14 protein-coding genes are annotated in these 15905 nt (G+C 64.3%); 4 read left to right on the top strand and 10 right to left on the bottom strand.

The annotated features are described in order from the left end of the window. Positions 1 to 76 precede the first annotated feature (76 nt). On the top strand, positions 77 to 895 hold the full coding sequence (locus AC07OJ_RS01200) for an alpha/beta fold hydrolase (protein ID WP_495093712.1): 819 nt from the start codon (positions 77 to 79) through the stop codon (positions 893 to 895). A gap of 146 nt (positions 896 to 1041) precedes the next feature. Further along, on the top strand, positions 1042 to 2040 hold the full coding sequence (locus AC07OJ_RS01195) for an NAD(P)H-quinone oxidoreductase (protein WP_495093711.1): 999 nt from the start codon (positions 1042 to 1044) through the stop codon (positions 2038 to 2040). 34 nt (positions 2041 to 2074) lie between these two features. Here the strand turns inward: AC07OJ_RS01195 and AC07OJ_RS01190 are convergent, their stop codons facing one another. From AC07OJ_RS01190 to AC07OJ_RS01180, 3 genes are all read right to left on the bottom strand, one after another. After that, on the bottom strand, positions 2075 to 3199 hold the full coding sequence (locus AC07OJ_RS01190) for an alkene reductase (protein ID WP_201144036.1): 1125 nt from the start codon (positions 3197 to 3199) through the stop codon (positions 2075 to 2077). Positions 3200 to 3279: 80 nt separating this feature from the next. Beyond that, positions 3280 to 3957 carry a type 1 glutamine amidotransferase domain-containing protein gene (locus tag AC07OJ_RS01185; protein ID WP_065905875.1) on the bottom strand — a complete coding sequence of 226 codons (678 nt, stop codon included), beginning with the start codon at positions 3955 to 3957 and terminating at the stop codon, positions 3280 to 3282. Further along, on the bottom strand, positions 3954 to 4583 hold the full coding sequence (locus AC07OJ_RS01180; protein WP_106804381.1) for a TetR/AcrR family transcriptional regulator: 630 nt from the start codon (positions 4581 to 4583) through the stop codon (positions 3954 to 3956). The genes AC07OJ_RS01185 and AC07OJ_RS01180 overlap by 4 nt, the downstream gene beginning before the upstream one ends. 172 nt (positions 4584 to 4755) lie before the next feature. Between AC07OJ_RS01180 and AC07OJ_RS01175 the strand changes: the two genes are divergently transcribed. Further along, positions 4756 to 5694, top strand: a complete 939-nt coding sequence (locus tag AC07OJ_RS01175; protein WP_065905870.1) for a GlxA family transcriptional regulator — start codon at positions 4756 to 4758, stop codon at positions 5692 to 5694. Here the strand turns inward: AC07OJ_RS01175 and AC07OJ_RS01170 are convergent. The 3 genes from AC07OJ_RS01170 to AC07OJ_RS01160 are packed head-to-tail and all read right to left on the bottom strand — an operon-like array spanning position 5681 to position 9911. After that, positions 5681 to 7102 (bottom strand): aldehyde dehydrogenase family protein, encoded by a 1422-nt coding sequence (locus tag AC07OJ_RS01170; protein ID WP_495093710.1) that lies wholly within the window; start codon positions 7100 to 7102, stop codon positions 5681 to 5683. The genes AC07OJ_RS01175 and AC07OJ_RS01170 overlap by 14 nt on opposite strands. After that, on the bottom strand, positions 7099 to 8394 hold the full coding sequence (aptA, locus tag AC07OJ_RS01165; protein ID WP_495093709.1) for an omega-aminotransferase AptA: 1296 nt from the start codon (positions 8392 to 8394) through the stop codon (positions 7099 to 7101). The genes AC07OJ_RS01170 and aptA overlap by 4 nt, the downstream gene beginning before the upstream one ends. Positions 8395 to 8405: 11 nt before the next feature. Further along, positions 8406 to 9911, bottom strand: a complete 1506-nt coding sequence (locus AC07OJ_RS01160) for a serine hydrolase domain-containing protein (RefSeq protein WP_495093708.1) — start codon at positions 9909 to 9911, stop codon at positions 8406 to 8408. Between the two features lie 139 nt (positions 9912 to 10050). Between AC07OJ_RS01160 and AC07OJ_RS01155 the strand changes: the two genes are divergently transcribed. Continuing rightward, positions 10051 to 10929 carry a GntR family transcriptional regulator gene (locus AC07OJ_RS01155; RefSeq protein WP_065905861.1) on the top strand — a complete coding sequence of 293 codons (879 nt, stop codon included), beginning with the start codon at positions 10051 to 10053 and terminating at the stop codon, positions 10927 to 10929. Positions 10930 to 11075: 146 nt separating this feature from the next. On the opposite strand, the gene AC07OJ_RS01150 is transcribed toward AC07OJ_RS01155, so the two are convergent. From AC07OJ_RS01150 to AC07OJ_RS01135, 4 genes are all read right to left on the bottom strand, one after another. Next, entirely contained in the window at positions 11076 to 12314 is a 1239-nt protein-coding gene (locus AC07OJ_RS01150) for an OprD family porin (protein WP_371920704.1), read from the bottom strand. Between the two features lie 157 nt (positions 12315 to 12471). Beyond that, complete coding sequence (locus AC07OJ_RS01145) at positions 12472 to 14100, bottom strand: ABC transporter ATP-binding protein (RefSeq protein ID WP_495093707.1); 1629 nt, start codon at positions 14098 to 14100, stop codon at positions 12472 to 12474. A gap of 2 nt (positions 14101 to 14102) precedes the next feature. Next, positions 14103 to 14957, bottom strand: a complete 855-nt coding sequence (locus AC07OJ_RS01140; protein ID WP_495093706.1) for an ABC transporter permease — start codon at positions 14955 to 14957, stop codon at positions 14103 to 14105. Further along, positions 14954 to 15895, bottom strand: a complete 942-nt coding sequence (locus AC07OJ_RS01135) for an ABC transporter permease (RefSeq protein ID WP_495093705.1) — start codon at positions 15893 to 15895, stop codon at positions 14954 to 14956. The genes AC07OJ_RS01140 and AC07OJ_RS01135 overlap by 4 nt, the downstream gene beginning before the upstream one ends. Positions 15896 to 15905 lie beyond the last annotated feature (10 nt).

The raw sequence follows: 15905 nt of genomic DNA, 5'->3' as shown, positions 1-15905 counted from the left end.
CCGGTACAAGCCCTTCGTCCGGTTTCACGCAATAGTGCGCTAGAGTCTTTCAGCCCCCTCAACCAGGAGTTTTTGCATGAGCACATTTGTTGCAAAAGACGGTACCCAGATCTATTTCAAGGACTGGGGCAGCGGTAAACCGGTGTTGTTCAGCCACGGTTGGCCACTGGACGCCGACATGTGGGAATACCAGATGGAGTACCTCAGCAGCCGCGGTTATCGCACCATCGCCTTTGACCGTCGTGGCTTTGGTCGCTCGGACCAACCCTGGACCGGCAACGACTACGACACCTTCGCCGACGACATCGCCCAGTTGATCGAACACCTGGACCTCAAGGACGTGACCCTGGTGGGCTTCTCCATGGGCGGCGGTGATGTGGCCCGCTACATCGCCCGCCACGGCAGTGCACGGGTGGCCGGCCTGGTGCTGCTGGGCGCCGTCACCCCGCTGTTCGGCCAGAAGCCCGACTATCCGCAGGGTGTCCCGCTCGATGTGTTCGCAGGGTTCAAGACCGAGCTGCTGAAGGATCGCGCGCAGTTCATCAGCGATTTCAACGCACCGTTCTATGGCATCAACAAGGGCCAGGTCGTCTCCCAAGGCGTGCAGACCCAGACCCTGCAAATCGCCCTGCTGGCCTCGCTCAAGGCCACGGTGGATTGCGTCACCGCGTTCGCCGAAACCGACTTCCGCCCGGACATGGCGAAGATCGACGTACCCACCCTGGTGATCCATGGCGATGGCGACCAGATCGTGCCGTTCGAGACCACCGGCAAAGTGGCGGCGGAGTTGATCAAAGGCGCCCAACTGAAGGTGTACAAGGACGCGCCCCACGGGTTCGCGGTGACCCACGCCCAGCAGTTGAACGAAGACCTGTTGGCGTTCCTGAAACGCTGAGTTAATGTCTGCCTTTATCGGCCGGGCTTGCCCGGCCTTTTTTTTACGCGCTCGAATCTCGCGCGGTCGCCGGGCACGATCGTGCTGAACCGCCGCCCCCTCGCCACGGTCCCAACCCATACGTTCATCGCTGCAGGTAGGCTCAAATGACACTTCCCAAAGAAATGACCCTGATCGAAATCACCGCCCCCGGCGGCCCTGAAGTGCTGCAACCGCGCCGCGCCGATGTGCCGGTGGCAGGCCCCGGCGAGATCCTGGTCCGCGTGCATGCCGCCGGCGTCAATCGCCCGGATGCGTTGCAACGCGCCGGCAAGTACCCGATGAAACCCGGCATGAGCCCGATCCCCGGCCTGGAAATCGCCGGTGAAGTGGTGGCGCTGGGTGACGGTGTCAGCGAATACGCCGTGGGCGACAAGGTCTGCGCCCTGACCAATGGCGGCGGCTATGCACAGTTTTGCAGCGTGCCGGCCACCCAGGCGCTGCCGATCCCGCAAGGCATGGACTGGATTCAAGCCGCCGCCGTGCCGGAAACGTTCTTCACCGTGTGGGCCAACCTGTTCGGCCTGGGCGGCGCCCATAAAGGCCAGCGTGCGCTGATCCACGGTGGCACCAGCGGCATCGGCACCACCGCGCTGATGCTCTGCCGCGAGTTTGGCCTCCAGGCGTTTGCCACGGCAGGCAGTGCCGACAAGTGCGCCGCCATTGCCAAGCTGGGCGGCGAGCCGATCAATTACCGAGAGCAGGATTTTGCCCAGGTCATCGCCGAAAAAACCGCCGACAAGGGCGTCAACGTGGTGCTGGATATCATGGGCGGTTCGTACCTGAGCAATAACCTCAAGGCCCTGGCCATGGAGGGTCGCCTGGTGATGCTGGGCTTCCTCGGTGGCGGCAAGGGCAATGACGTCGACCTGCTGACCATCATGGCCAAGCGCGCGATCATCACCGGTTCGCTGCTGCGCTCGCGGACCAAGGACGAAAAGGCCGCGATTGCCGCGCAGTTGCGTGAGCACGTGTGGCCGGTACTGGCCGCCGGGCGCTGCCTGCCGATCATCGACAAAGTCTACGAATACACCGACGCGGCCCAGGCCCATGCGCGCATGGAAGGTGGGGACCACATCGGCAAGATCGTGTTGCGGGTGGCGTAATCAGCGGGCAACCCCTCCCGGATTGGCGGCGTGATTACCCGAGGTAGGTGGGGTAGTCGATATAACCTGCTTCTCCCCCACCGTACATCCCCTCTTCGCGCAGCGGATTCAACGGCCAGCCCTTGAAGATCCGCTGCGGCAGGTCCGGGTTGGCAATGAACGGCCGCCCGAACGCGATCAGGTCCGCCAGCCCGGTCTCGACCAGGCGTGCGCCGCGTTCGGCGGTGTAGCGCCCGGCGTAGATGATCCGCCCGCTGAACGTCTCGCGCACGGCCTGGCGGAAGCTGTCGGGCAGGTCGGGCGCGTTGTCCCAGTCGGCTTCGGCGATGGACAGGTAAGCAATACCGGACGCCTCCAGCACCTTAATCGCCTCGATATAGGTGTGATGCGGGTCTTCCTCGACCAGGCCGATGTACACGCGGTCCTGGTCGGTGCCGCTGAACAACGGCGAAAACCGCACGCCCAGGCGTTCCGGGCCGACCACCTGGCACACCGCTTCTACAATCTCGCGCAGGAACCGCAAGCGGTTATCCAGCGAGCCACCGTATTCATCATCACGCTGGTTGGCATGCGCCGAGATGAACTGGTTGACCAGGTAACCGTTCGCCGAGTGGATTTCCACCCCGTCAAAGCCGGCGTCCAGCGCATTGCGGGCAGCCTGGGCGTACTGCGCGACCAATGCCTTGACCTCAAGCGTGGTCAAGGCGCGCGGCACCGGCGGTTGCTTCAGCTCGCCGACGCCAGGCCCGGTTTCGATAAAGGCCTTGGCCTGCAGCGCGGCAATCGCCGAGGGTGCGACCGGCGCCGCGCCCTCAGGCTGCAACGCGTTGTGCGACACACGGCCGACGTGCCACAGCTGGGCAAAGATCACCCCGCCGTCGGCATGCACGGCATCGGTGACCGTGCGCCAGCCATCAATCTGCGCCGCCGAATAAATCCCCGGCGTCCACGCGTAGCCCTGGCCACGGGGCTCGATCTGCGTGCCCTCGCTGACCATGAAACCGGCACCGGCACGCTGGCGGTAGTACTCGGCCATCAGCGCGGTGGCGATATCGCCAGGTTGCGCACTGCGCTGGCGGGTCAGGGGCGGCAGTACCACCCGGTTGTTCAATGTGTGGTGGCCGAGGGTGACCGGCGTACTTAAAACAGGCTGGGTCATGCGAAATTTTCCAAATTCAGGACGAACAAAAGCGTTGGCGACGCTTGCACGTCGCCAAGGAGTGACTGCAGTTAGTTAGCTCAGGCGGTGAGTTTCAGCAGGGCCTTGGCCACATCGCTGGAACTGGCAGGGTTCTGCCCGGTGATCAACAAACCATCTTCGAGGACAAAAGAAGCCCAATCAGCGCCCTTCTCATAGTGGCCGCCGAGTTTCTTGAAATCATCTTCGATCAGGAACGGCACCACGTCGGTGAGGCCCACTGCCGCTTCTTCCGAGTTGGAGAAGCCGGTGACGCGACGGCCCTTGACCAGCGGCTCGCCATTCACCGCCTTGACGTGACGCAAGGCCCCCGGTGCATGGCAGACAAAGCCGATGGGCTTGCCGGCACGTTCGAACGCCTCGATCAGCGCGATGGAGGTCGGCGATTCCGCCAGGTCCCACAGCGGGCCGTGCCCACCTGGGTAGAACACCGTGTCGAAGTCGTCCGCGTTGACCGTGTCCAGCTTGACGGTAGTAGCCAGCGCCTGCTGTGCAGCCGGGTCGGCGGCGAAGCGGCGGGTCTGCTCGGTTTGCGCATCCGGCTGATCACTCACCGGGTCGAGCGGCGGCTGGCCGCCGGCCGGGGAAGCCAGCACCAGTTCGGCACCGGCGTCCTTGAACACGTAATACGGTGCAGCAAATTCTTCGAGCCAGAAGCCGGTCTTGCGGCCGGTGTCGCCAAGCTGGTCGTGAGAGGTCAGTACCATTAATACTTTCATTTTCCAGTGCCTCGATCGATGTGAATGTCAGGGTTTTCAGGGCGACCCAACAGCTGTCGGGTCAGCAACAACGCCTCGTCAAAAGGCGCGGGTGTGCGGGTGATCTTGCTCATGACGCTGGCGCCCAGCCATAACGCGTACAGCTGCCGGGCCAGGACCTGCGGGCTGTGTTCGAGCAACAGCGAGCCGTCCTGCACGCCGCGCTGCATGGCCACGGCGAGTAAATCGATGGTGCGTGAGGTGCCCCGCTGCAATGCCAGGCGCATGGGCTCTGATAGGTCTGACACCTCCGCACCGAGTTTGACGGCAAGGCATTTGCCGGCATCGGTGCAGCCCGTCTGGTTGTCGATCCAGCACTGCCAGTAGCGCATCAATTTGGCGTGCTGGGACAAACCCGGCTGGTTGAACAGCTGTTCCATGCCCTGCACGTACTGGTCGAAGTAGGTGTCGAGCAGGACCACGCCAAACGCGTCCTTGGACGTGAAGTAGTGATAGAACGAGCCTTTAGGCACTTCGGCGGCTTGCAGTATTTCGTTCAGGCCGACCGCAGAAAATCCCTTGGCGCCGACAATCGGCCGTGCACTGTCAAGAATGATCTGCCGTGCACTTCTGGTTTCGTTGCTCATGTCTTCATCCCGTCCGATTAGACCAGTCGTCTCGTCGTTGGGTGAATGTTAGGGATGGGGCCAGGCGCTCACAATGTCATATCCGCAAGGATTCCGGACACGCCGCAAAGGCGGTTGCCGTTTTCCCGGCAGCCGCCGACAATCGCCTCTCCCACGCTCCTGGAGAGATGCGATGCACAGCGTTGCGTTGATGGTTTACCCGAACTTCGAATGCCTGAGTCTCAGCGTCGGGTCGGTGTTCGAGTGCGCGAACCTGCTGCGCGGCGAACCGGCTTATGAGTTTCACCTGGTGTCGGAGAATGGCGGTGCGGTGATGGCGTCCCAGGGTTTCTCGGTGAACACTACCCAGGTGCGCGCCGAAGGCTATGACACGCTGATTGTCAGCGGCTACATGGAGTTTCGCCTGCCGGAGCTGAGCCTGCTGGAACTGGTCAAGGCCGCCTCTGCGCAATCGCGGCGGATCGCCTCGTTGTGCATGGGCATCTTTGTACTGGCCGAAGCCGGCCTGCTGGAGGGCAAGCGCACCACCACCCACTGGATTCACGCACCGGCCTTTCGCAAGCGTTACCCGGCTATCCACCTGGAAGAAGACAAGCTGTTCGTGGTCGACGGCCAGATCTGGACCGGCGCCGGCATGAGTGCCGGGGTCGACCTCGCGCTGGCGATGGTCGAGAACGATCTGGGCAGCGATCTTGCGCGGCGCATCGCACGCAAGCTGGTGATTGCCCAGCGCCGGGGCAGCGAGCAGTCGCAGCTGTCGGCCTTGCTGGAACTGGACCCCAAGTCCGACCGCGTGCAACTGGCCCTGGCCTACGCCCGCGAAAACCTCACTCACGACCTGTCGGTGGAAGCCCTGGCCGAGGTCGCCCGGCTCAGCCCGCGCCAATTCAGCCGCGTGTTTCGCGAGGAAACCGGGCAGACGCCGGCCAAGGCCATCGAGTCGCTGCGCGTGGAAGCCGCGCGGGCAATGATGGAGACCAGCCGCCACCCGGTGGAAGTCGTCGCCCGCGAAACCGGCTTCGGCGACCGCGAGCGCATGCGCCAGGCCTTCCTGCGCGCCTTCGGCCAGCCGCCGCAGGCGATGCAACAGGCGTTGTTCAATCCGGGCTAGGCTGGTAGCCGAACAGTGACTTCACTTCCAGATAGTCCTCCAGCCCGAACACGCCCCATTCGCGGCCATTGCCCGACTGCTTGTAGCCGCCGAACGGTGCGCCGTTGTCGGCCTTGCTGCCGTTGAGATGGACCATGCCGGTGCGCAGGCGCCGGGCCACGGCACGTGCACGTTCCAGGCTGCCGGCGGTGACATAGCCGGAGAGCCCGTAAGGGCTGTCATTGGCAATGGCAATCGCCTGGTCTTCGCTGTCGTAGGGGATGATCACCAGCACCGGGCCGAACACTTCCTCGCGGGCAATCGGTGTGTCTGGATCGACATCGGCGAAGATCGTGGGCCTAGCGTAGAAACCCGTCGTCACCCCATCAGGGCGGCCCACGCCGCCGCAGACGGGCGGGCTGTCGACGGCCGCGAGCAACGCCTGCACCCGCTCGAACTGCGCCTGATTGGCCAAGGGTCCCATGGCCGTGGCCGGGTGGCTGTCGTCGAAGCAGACCTGCGCGGCGACTGCCTGTGCAATCGCCACCGCCCTCGCCTGCAACGCCCGTGGCACCAACATTCGCGTCGGCGCATTGCACGACTGCCCGCTGTTGCGAAAACAGCTGCTGACGCCATGGCGCACCGCCGCCTCCAGGTCGGCATCGGCCAGGATCAGGTTGGCCGACTTGCCGCCCAGTTCCTGCGACACGCGCTTGACCGTGTCCGCCGCCGCCTTGGCCACCGCGATGCCCGCGCCGGTGGAGCCGGTGAAGGACAACATGTCGATACCGGCATGCCGCGCCATGCCGTCGCCGACCGTCGGCCCGTCACCGTTCACCAGGTTGAACACGCCCTTGGGCACCCCGGCGCGGTGCAGGATATCGGCCAGCAGCATGGCCGACAGCGGCGCCTTTTCACTGGGCTTGAGCACCATCGCGCAGCCCGCCGCCAAGGCCGGGGCGAGCTTGCAGGTGAGCTGGTTGAGCGGCCAGTTCCAGGGCGTGATCAGGCCGCACACGCCGATCGGCTCGCGACTGATCAGCGTGCTGCCGTGGGCACGGTCGAACGCGTAGTCTTCGAGCACCGCATAGGCCCGCTGCAAGTGGCCCAGCCCGGCCGGCACGTGGGCACTGCGCGCCAGTGACAAGGGCGCGCCCATCTCCTGGTGCACGCACTGCGCCAGGGCCTCGCTGTGTTCGCGATAGCCCTCGATGATCGCCGCCAGCAACGCCAGGCGCTGCTCCCGCGTCCACTGGCTGTAGTGATCAAAGGCGCGCCGCGCGGCAGCCACTGCCCGGTCGAGGTCGCCAAGCGTGCCCAGGCTGATGGTCGCGACCGCGCACTCGGTGGACGGGTCGATCACTGCCAGGGTCTCGGTGCCCAAGGGCTTGACCCACTGCCCGTCGATATAGAAATCCCGGTGGTTCATCGCGTCGCCTCAAGGGCCTGCGCCAGGGTGTGGAAGATCAGCGCAAGTTGTTCCTGGTCGAGGATCAGCGGCGGCGACAGCACGATATTTTCTCCGGACGCGCGCACCAGCACGCCTGCATCGAAACAGCGCTGGGCCACCTCGGCCGCGCGTGCCCCCGGCGCCCCGTCGCGGGGCTTGAGTTCGACGGCACACAGCAGGCCAATCGCACGCACATCAAGCACCAGCGGCTGTTCGCGCAGCGCCAGCGCAGTGGTTTGCCACAGCGGGGCGATCTGCTGCACATGGGCGTTGATGCCCAACTCTTGATGCACTTCAAGGGTCGCGAGACCTGCGGCGCACGCCAGCGGATGGGCGGAATAGGTGTAGCCGTGCATCAATTCAATCGCCTGCTCCGGGCCTTGCATGAAGGCCTCATACACAGCGCCACTGACCAGCACGCCGCCCATCGGCACCGCACCGTTGGTGAGGCCCTTGGCCAGGGTCATCAGGTCCGGGGTCACGCCAAACGCCTGGGCAGCGAAGCTGTGGCCGACACGGCCGAAACCGGTGATCACCTCGTCGAAAATCAGCAGCACGCCATGCCGATCACACAGCTCGCGCAGGCGTTGCAGGTAGCCGAGTGGCGGCGCATACACCCCGCCGGAACCGGTCACCGGCTCGACAATCACCGCCGCCACCGTGGCCGGGTCGTGAATCTCCAGCAGGTGCAGCAAGGCGTCCGCATACTGCACGCCTTGCTCCGGTTGGCCGTGGCTGAAACGCGAGCCGGCATCATAAGGCAGCGGCAGGTGCGCGACGTCGCCGAGCAGCGGCCCGAAGTCGCGTTTCTGCCGGCCAATGCCCGACACCGACAGCCCGCCAAAGCCCATGCCGTGATAACCCTTGGCGCGGCCGATCAGTTTGGTGCGGCGGCAATCGCCACGGGCCTGATGGTAGGCACGGGCGATCTTCAGCGCGGTGTCCACCGCTTCGGAGCCGGAGTTGGTAAAGAACACTTTATCCAGGCCGTCCGGGGCGATGGCCACCAGCCGATCGGCCAGGGTCAGTGCGGCGGGATGGCTCATCTTGAACGAGGACACAAAGTCCAGGCGCCCCGCCGCTTCGCGAATCGCCTCGACAATCCGCGCCTGGCCGTGACCGGCGTTGACGCACCAGAGCCCGGCCATGGCGTCGAGCACCTGGCGCCCATCAGTGGTGGTGTAATGCATGCCGGCGGCGCGATCAAACAGCATCGGCGCGCGGTTGAACGGGCGCATGGCGGTAAATGGCGCCCACAAGGAAGAGGTCATGGGTGTACTCCTTAAGACGCGATGCGCGTGCCGATCAGGGTCGGGCGCTGCAAGGCGCCGGCGTTGGTATTGACGCCGCGCGCGAAGTGCAGGCGGCCGTGATGCAAGCGGCAACTGACGTGGTCGCCGAAGGCGGTTTCGACAAAGCGCCAGTCCATGCGCAACTCGCCCTCGGCAGTCCAGCAGGCCTGGGCGACCACCGGGGTCTGCTCCGGCTGGTATTGGTGGTGCAGGTAATTGCCGGTGAGGCTGGTGATCGACTCCAGCGGCTGCTGGAAACCCGCGCGCAGGTGATGGGTGCCACGGTGGTCGACGAGGGTGAAGTCGCAGTGATCGGCATGGAAATCAAAGGCCAGTTCGCGCACGCCGTCTTCATTGGGCTCGATGCTGAAACGGCCTTGCAGGGAGGTACCGGCGGGCGAGCTTTTCAGGCCTTGCAACGTCGGCAGGCGCAGCTCGTCAATCAGCGCGTCCAATTGCGCCTGGCTGCCCTGGGCATCCGCACTCGCGCGGCCCAGCGCCGGGAACAGGTGTTGCCACAGCGCCTGGTGCAAGCGCTTTTCACCCAGGCGCAGGCCGCAGGTGAACACGATGACCGTGTCCTGTGCCGGCAGCACGATGCACTGCTGGCCGAACACGCCAGAGGCGTAGTAGCCACCGTGCTCGGTCATCCACCACTGGTAGCCATAGCCTTCGCGCTGGGCTTCGTTGGCCTTGTTCTTGTCGCGCGGCAGGTACTGCTTGCCGTCGAATTCGCCCATCCACACATCCTGCACCTGGTTGCGCGTGGCGTCGTCGACCCACTGTGGCGAGAGCAACTGGCGGCCCTGCCATTGGCCACGGTTGAGGTGCAGCACGCCGAACTTCAGCGAGTCTTCGCTGGTGCAGCTCAAGCCGTTGCCACCGGCGTTGAACCCGCCTGGCGCCAGGTCCCACTCCAGGCGGTCGAGGCCCAGGTGATCGAGGACGCGCGCCTGCAACAACGCGTGCAGGGTCTGCCCGGTGACCTGGGTGACGATGGCCGAGAGCATGAAACTCGAGGCACTGCTGTAGATGAACGACTGGCCCGGCGGCTCGTCCACCGGCTCCTTCAGAAACGCCTCGACCCAGCTGCTTTGCAGGTTGCGCCAGTCACCGCCGGAAATACCGCGGGTGTGGCCGGTGCGCATGGTCAGCAGATCCTCGACCGTCATCGCCGCAAGGTTCGCACTGACAGGTTGCGGGCACAGCTCGGGGAAGAAGCTCACGACCTTGGCGTCGAGGCTCAGGCGCCCGTCATCTATCAACAGGCCGATGGCAGTGGCGGTCCAGCTCTTGGTTGCCGAATGCTGCACGTGGGGGCGGTGCGCCGAATAAGGCCGCCAGAAGGCCTCGGCCACCACTGCGCCCTGGCGATACAGCATGAAACTGTGCAGCTCCAGGCCGGCCTCGGCCACGGCCCGGAGAAAATCGAGAATGCCGGCCGGGTCGACGCCGCGTTCGGTGGGCAGGGCCCGGGGCAGCGGGATGTAAGTCATGATGGGTCCTCTGGATGTTTTTATATTTCAAATAATGCAGATAAAGATTTGATCGACGCGGCGCTGATGTATTTGAGCCGCCTATAATTCAGCTTTCCGGGTATCCTTGCCTCCCCTGTTACAGGAAAGACTTCGCACCATGGCCCCACTCACTTCGCTGCAGACCAAAGTCGCCGGGCAGATCCTTGCCGCCATCGCCAGTGGCGACCTGCAACCCGGTATGCACCTCAAGGAAGTGGAACTGGCGCAGCGCCTGGGCGTATCGCGCTCGCCGATCCGCAGTGCGCTTTCCTACCTGGCCGAACAGCAGGCCATCGAGCCGTTGCCGCAGCAGGGCTATCGCGTCCCGCTGCAGGCAACCGATGGCCTGGCGCAGCAATTCAGTGAGTTGCACAACGAAGAGGACCAGCTGTACACGCGGCTGATCGACGACCGGCTGAACCAGGTGCTGCCCGACCAGATTTCCGAAAGTGATTTGCTGCGCCGCTACGGCGTTGGCAAAAGTGTGTTGCGCCGCTGCCTGCTGCGGCTCTCGGATGAAGGCGTGATGCAGCGCAAGCACGGGCATGGCTGGCAGTTCCTGCCGACGCTGAACAGCCCGCAGACGCGCTTCGAGAGCTACCGCTTCCGCATGCTGCTGGAGCCGGCCGGGCTGCTGGAACCGACCTTCAAGATCCACCCGGAACACTTCCGCCGCTGCCGCGAGCGCCAGATGGAACTGCTCGAAGGCAAGGTCGACGGGCAGCGCTTTATCGAATGCAACGCCGAATTCCACGAACTGCTCGCAGCCGCTTCCGGCAACGGCTACATCCTGCAGGCGATCCAGCAACAGAACCGCTTGCGCCGGCTGACCGAGTTCCACACGGTGAACAACGTGGAACGCGTGAAAGTCTCGTGCCAGGAACACCTGGCGATCCTCGATGCGCTGGAGCAAGGCGATAACGAGTGGGCGTCGACGCTGCTGCATCGACACCTGGATGTGGCCAGCAAGTTGCGGGTGGCGCGCAACAAGGGGTGATGGGTTGCCCCGGTGGGCATCCCTGTTTCGCCTAGGCGCACGGTCCCAGACCGCAAACCCAGGCGCAGGAATCGAGAGGTTCGCCGACATACCGCCATCGCAGGCAAGCCAGCTCCCACATTCAGACCGAATCGCCCCCACTCGCATCACCAGAGCGCCACGGTATAGCCAACAATCACCCGGTTCTCGTTCATATCCCGGAGATAGTTAGCCTTGCTCAACCCATTGCGCCAGCGCAACGACACCCCTTTGAGCGCCCCGGACTGAAACACATAGCCCAGGTCAATATCGCGCTCCCACTCACGGCCCTCCCCCACAAACCCCTTCACCTCGGCCTGGTCGCCCTTGGCCCAACGCGTCGAAAACGTCAGCCCCGGCACGCCCAACGCGGCAAAGTCGAAGTCATACCGCGCATGCCAGACGCGCTCGTTGGTCTGCGAGAAGTTGCTCAACTGGTACTCGGAAAACAGGTAGGTATTGGTCCCGTCCACATAGGTAAACGGCGTCTCGCCATACTGCTCCTGATACCCCCCGCCAACGCTGTGCCCCTTGTAGCTGAACATCGCCCGCGTACTCAGCGCGCGGTTGTCGACCTTGCCTGCAAGGCCCGCACCCGACTTGTCCGCATCGAAGTAACGGATGTCGGTCTTGAGGGTGCCGCCGCCCAGGGCGAAACTGTTTTTCACCCCGACGAAATGCTGCTGGTAGATGTCCTCCAGTTGCGCAAAGTGATAGCTGAGGGTCATGCCCGGCGTAAGCTTGTAGTCGCCGCCGGCAAAGCGGAAGCGGTCACTCTTGCCGGAGCTCTTGTAGGCGCCGCTCTGGCTGGTCAGCGCCATGTCTTCGTAGTCGGTGGACTCGCGCTGTTTGGTCTGGTCGATCTGCCCACCGATCAACGCCAGCCCGGCGATGTCCGTCGAAGTCACCTGGGTGCCACGAAAAGTCTGCGGGAACAGCCGGCTGGTGTTCGGTTGCAAGGTCGGCAGGTCCGGCAGCAGGTAGCCGCTGCGCAGCTCGCTCTGGGCAAAGCGCACCTTGCCGGTTACGCCATACTTGGAATATTCATCGTGGGCACGCTTGGCATAACTCGGCTTGCCCGGCGTCGCGTCATTGTCCCGCGACAACAGGCCGGAGCCCGAGCGGTCCGGGCTGGAATCGAGTTTCAGGCCGAGCATGCCGACCACGTCCACCCCAAAGCCCACGGTGCCTTCGGTAAAGCCCGACTTCAGGTTGAGGATAAAACCCTGGGCCCATTCCTCGCGCTTGGATTGCCCGGCGTCCTCGCGATAATCACGGTTGAAGTAGTAGTTCTTCAGTTCCAGATCAGCCTTGCTGTCCTTGATGAAGTCCGCCTGGGCCGGGACGCACAGCAGGCCCCCGCTCATGAGGCCGACGCCCTTCAGGATCAGGTTGAGGTTGTTGTTATGCATGTTCTTGGCTCCTGGCAGTCGTTATCGGTGAGTAGGTCTTATTGTTTTTCTGGGCACGACATTCCCCATCGCGCAGGGTTTGAAGGCCTGCACGCCGGGTGAAATCAGGGGGTTAAATCGCCGGTCGTATTCGGTAGCCGCCGTCCGGCAGTTTCTCCAGCGGGCTGGCGGCGGCCAGCAATTGCCGGGTGTACGGGTGCTGCGGATGGTCGAAAATCTGTTCGCGCACACCCACTTCCACCACAGTGCCCTGGTGCATCACCGCCACCCGATGGGCAATGCGCTCCACCGCCGCGAGGTCATGGGAAATGAACAGGCAGGCAAAGCCGTACTGCGCCTGCAGGCGTTCGAACAGCTCGAGAATCTGCTTCTGGATAGTCATGTCCAGCGCCGAAATCGGCTCGTCGGCGATCACCAGTTGCGGGTGGCGCACCAGCGCGCGGCCGATGGCGACGCGCTGGCGCTGGCCGCCGGAGAGCTGATGGGGGAAACGCTCGACAAACTGCGCGCCCAGGCCGATGTCCTGGAGGGTCTGCGCCACCCGCTCACGTCGCTGGGCGGCGTTGAGGCCGGGTTCGTGACGCAGCGGTTCGGCGAGGATGTCGCCGATTTTCATCCGCGGGTTCAGGGACGAATACGGGTCCTGGAAGATCATCTGGCATTGCAGTCGGTGCGTGCGGTTGGCGGCCTTGAGGATGTCCACGCCCTTGAAGCGGATCGCACCGGCGCAAGGTTTGATCAGGCCTACCAGCGAGCGCCCGAGGGTGGTCTTGCCCGAGCCGCTGCCGCCCACCAGCGCCAGGGTTTCGCCGGGGGCAATCACCAGGCTCGCGGAGTGCACCACACGGGTGTGCTGGCGTTTGCCCCAGAACGAGGTCGGCCCCGGGTGCTCGATGCACACCTGGTCCACTTCCACCAACGGCCCGTTGCTGGCCGGCAATGGCGCCAGCACGCCGCGCCGTGGCAATGCCTCCAGCAACTGGCGCGTGTACTCGGCCTTGGGCGCCAGCAGGATATCTTCAATCGTGCCTTGCTCCACCGCCTGGCCGTGACGCATCACCACCACCTTGTGCGCATAACGGGCGACCAGGGACAGGTCATGGCTGATAAACAGAATGGCCGTGCCCTGCTCGCGGGTCAGTTCCAGCATCAGCTCGATCACGTCCAGCTGCGCCAGGCAGTCCAGCGCGGTGGTGGGCTCGTCGGCAATCAACAGCGCCGGACGCAGCAGCATCACCGAGGCCAGCATGATGCGTTGGCGCATGCCGCCGGAAAACTGGTGCGGATAGGATTCCAGGCAACGCTCGGCGGCCTTGATGCCGATGCGCCGCAGCATGGTCAGGCAACGCTCGCGGATCTGCGGCGGGTCGAGGTCGGTGTGCAGCCTCAGCGCTTCGCTCATCTGCTGGCCGATTTTCAGCGCCGGATTGAGCGACACCATCGGCTCCTGGAACACCATGCCGATGCTCGCGCCACGAATCGCGCGCAGCTCCTCGGGGCTGACGCTGGCCAGGTCACGGCCCTGGAAATCCAGGCGCCCGCCGCAGACTTGCATGGGCAACGGCAGCAGGCCGATGGCGGCGCGCGCGGCCATGGTCTTGCCGCTGCCGGACTCGCCCACCAACGCGACGATTTCACCGGGCGCGATGCTGAAACTCAGGTCGTCGACTGCCAGCGGGCCGTGTTCGCCCACTCGGATCTGCAAGTGTTCGACGTTCAGCAAAACAGGATTGGCGGACATCTTCACTTCCTCATCCGGGGGTCGAGACGATCGCGCAGGGCATCGCCAAACAGGTTGATCGCCAGCAGCGTCAGGCAGATAAACAGCCCGGGGAACACACCCAGCCACGGCGCCGAGGCGATATACGGCCGGCTGCTCGCGAGCATGTTGCCCCAGGTCGCTGCCGGGGGCGGCACGCCCAGGCCGAGGAAGCTCAAGGCGCTTTCCGACAGCAGCGCCCAGCCGAACATGCTGGTGGCCAGTACACACAACGGCGCCAGGCAGTTCGGCGCGATGTGCCGCAGCATGGTGTACAGCTCGGAGTTGCCGATCACCCGCGAGGCTTCGATGTACTCCAGCTCGCGCAGGGACAGCACGGTGCCGCGCACCACGCGCACCACCGACGGCGTGTAGGCGATGCCCAAGGCGAGCACAATCCCGTATTTGCTCGCACCGATGATCGCCATGATGCCCAGGGCCATGAGAATGCCCGGAAACGCCAGCAAGGCATCGTTGAACATCATCAGCACGCGGTCGGTCCAGCCGCGCAGGTAACCGGCGAGCATGCCGATCAGGGTGCCGGCCAGCACGGCCACGCTGACCGTCAGCAGGCTCACCCACAGGCTGGTGCGCGCGCCGATCAACAGGCGGCTGAACACGTCGCGACCGAACTCGTCGGTGCCCAGCCAGTGCGTGACCGAGGGCGCCTGGAAGCGCGACATCAGGTCGATTTTCAGCGGATCGAACGGTGACCACACCAGGCCCATCAACGCCAGCGCAATCAAGGCCACCAGCAGCCCGCCGCCGATCAGGGCATTGGCCGGTGCCCACACGCGTCGACGCCTGGCCTGCACGGGCACGGCAATACTCGAACTCATAACTTCACCCTTGGATCGAACAGCGGATAGAGCAGATCCACACACAGGTTGACCAGCACGTAGATAAAGGTGATCAGCAACAGGCAGCCCTGCAGCACCGGGTAGTCGCGGGCGAAAATCGCATCCACCATCAAGCGGCCTATGCCTGGCAGGGTGAACACGGTTTCCAGCACCGCGATGCCGCCCAGCAGGTTGCCGAGGATCAGCCCCACCAGGGTCCAGGTCGGGGCGAAGGCGTTGGGCAATGCGTGTTTCCACAGCACCGCGCGCTCCGACAAGCCCTTGGCGCGGGCATGGGCGATGTACTCCAGGCGCAATACTTCAATGGTGCTGGCCCTCGCCATGCGGGTGATCGCGCCGACTTCCACCAGCGTCAGGGTCACCACCGGCAGCACCATGTAGCTGATCGCCTGCCACGGCGCCTGGGCGAAACTGACGTAGCCCACCACCGGCAGCCAGCCGAGCTGGATGCCAAAGGCATGCAGCAGCAGCAGGCCGAGCCAGAAGCTGGGGATCGACAGCAGCAAGGTCGCCACCGACACCAGGCCGAGGTCGAGTGCAGTGTTCTGTTTCCAGGCGGCGATCAGGCCGATGGGCACCGCGATCAGCGTGGCGAACAACACCGCCACCAGCACGATGGTCGCGCTGACGCTGAAGCGGTCCAGGATCAGCGGCAACACCGCCTGCTTGGTGCTGATGGAAAAGCCCAGGTCAAAGCTCAACACCGCCTTGAACCAGATCAGGAACTGCGTCACCAACGAGTGATCCAGGCCCAGGGTGTGGCGCATCTCGGCCAGGCTCTGGGGGTCGGCCATATCGCCGAGCATCAGCAGCGCCGGGTCGCCCGGGATCAGGCGAATCAAGGCGAAGACCATCAACGAAATCAGCAACAGCGTCGGGATCGCCATCCCGAGTTTTTGCAGGATAAAACGCAACATGCTCAGGCCT

The organism is Pseudomonas sp. GW821-FHT09C08 (assembly GCF_059418125.1).
The sequence above is the reverse complement of the archived record's forward strand: the minus strand, read 5'-3'. Positions and strand labels throughout refer to the sequence as shown.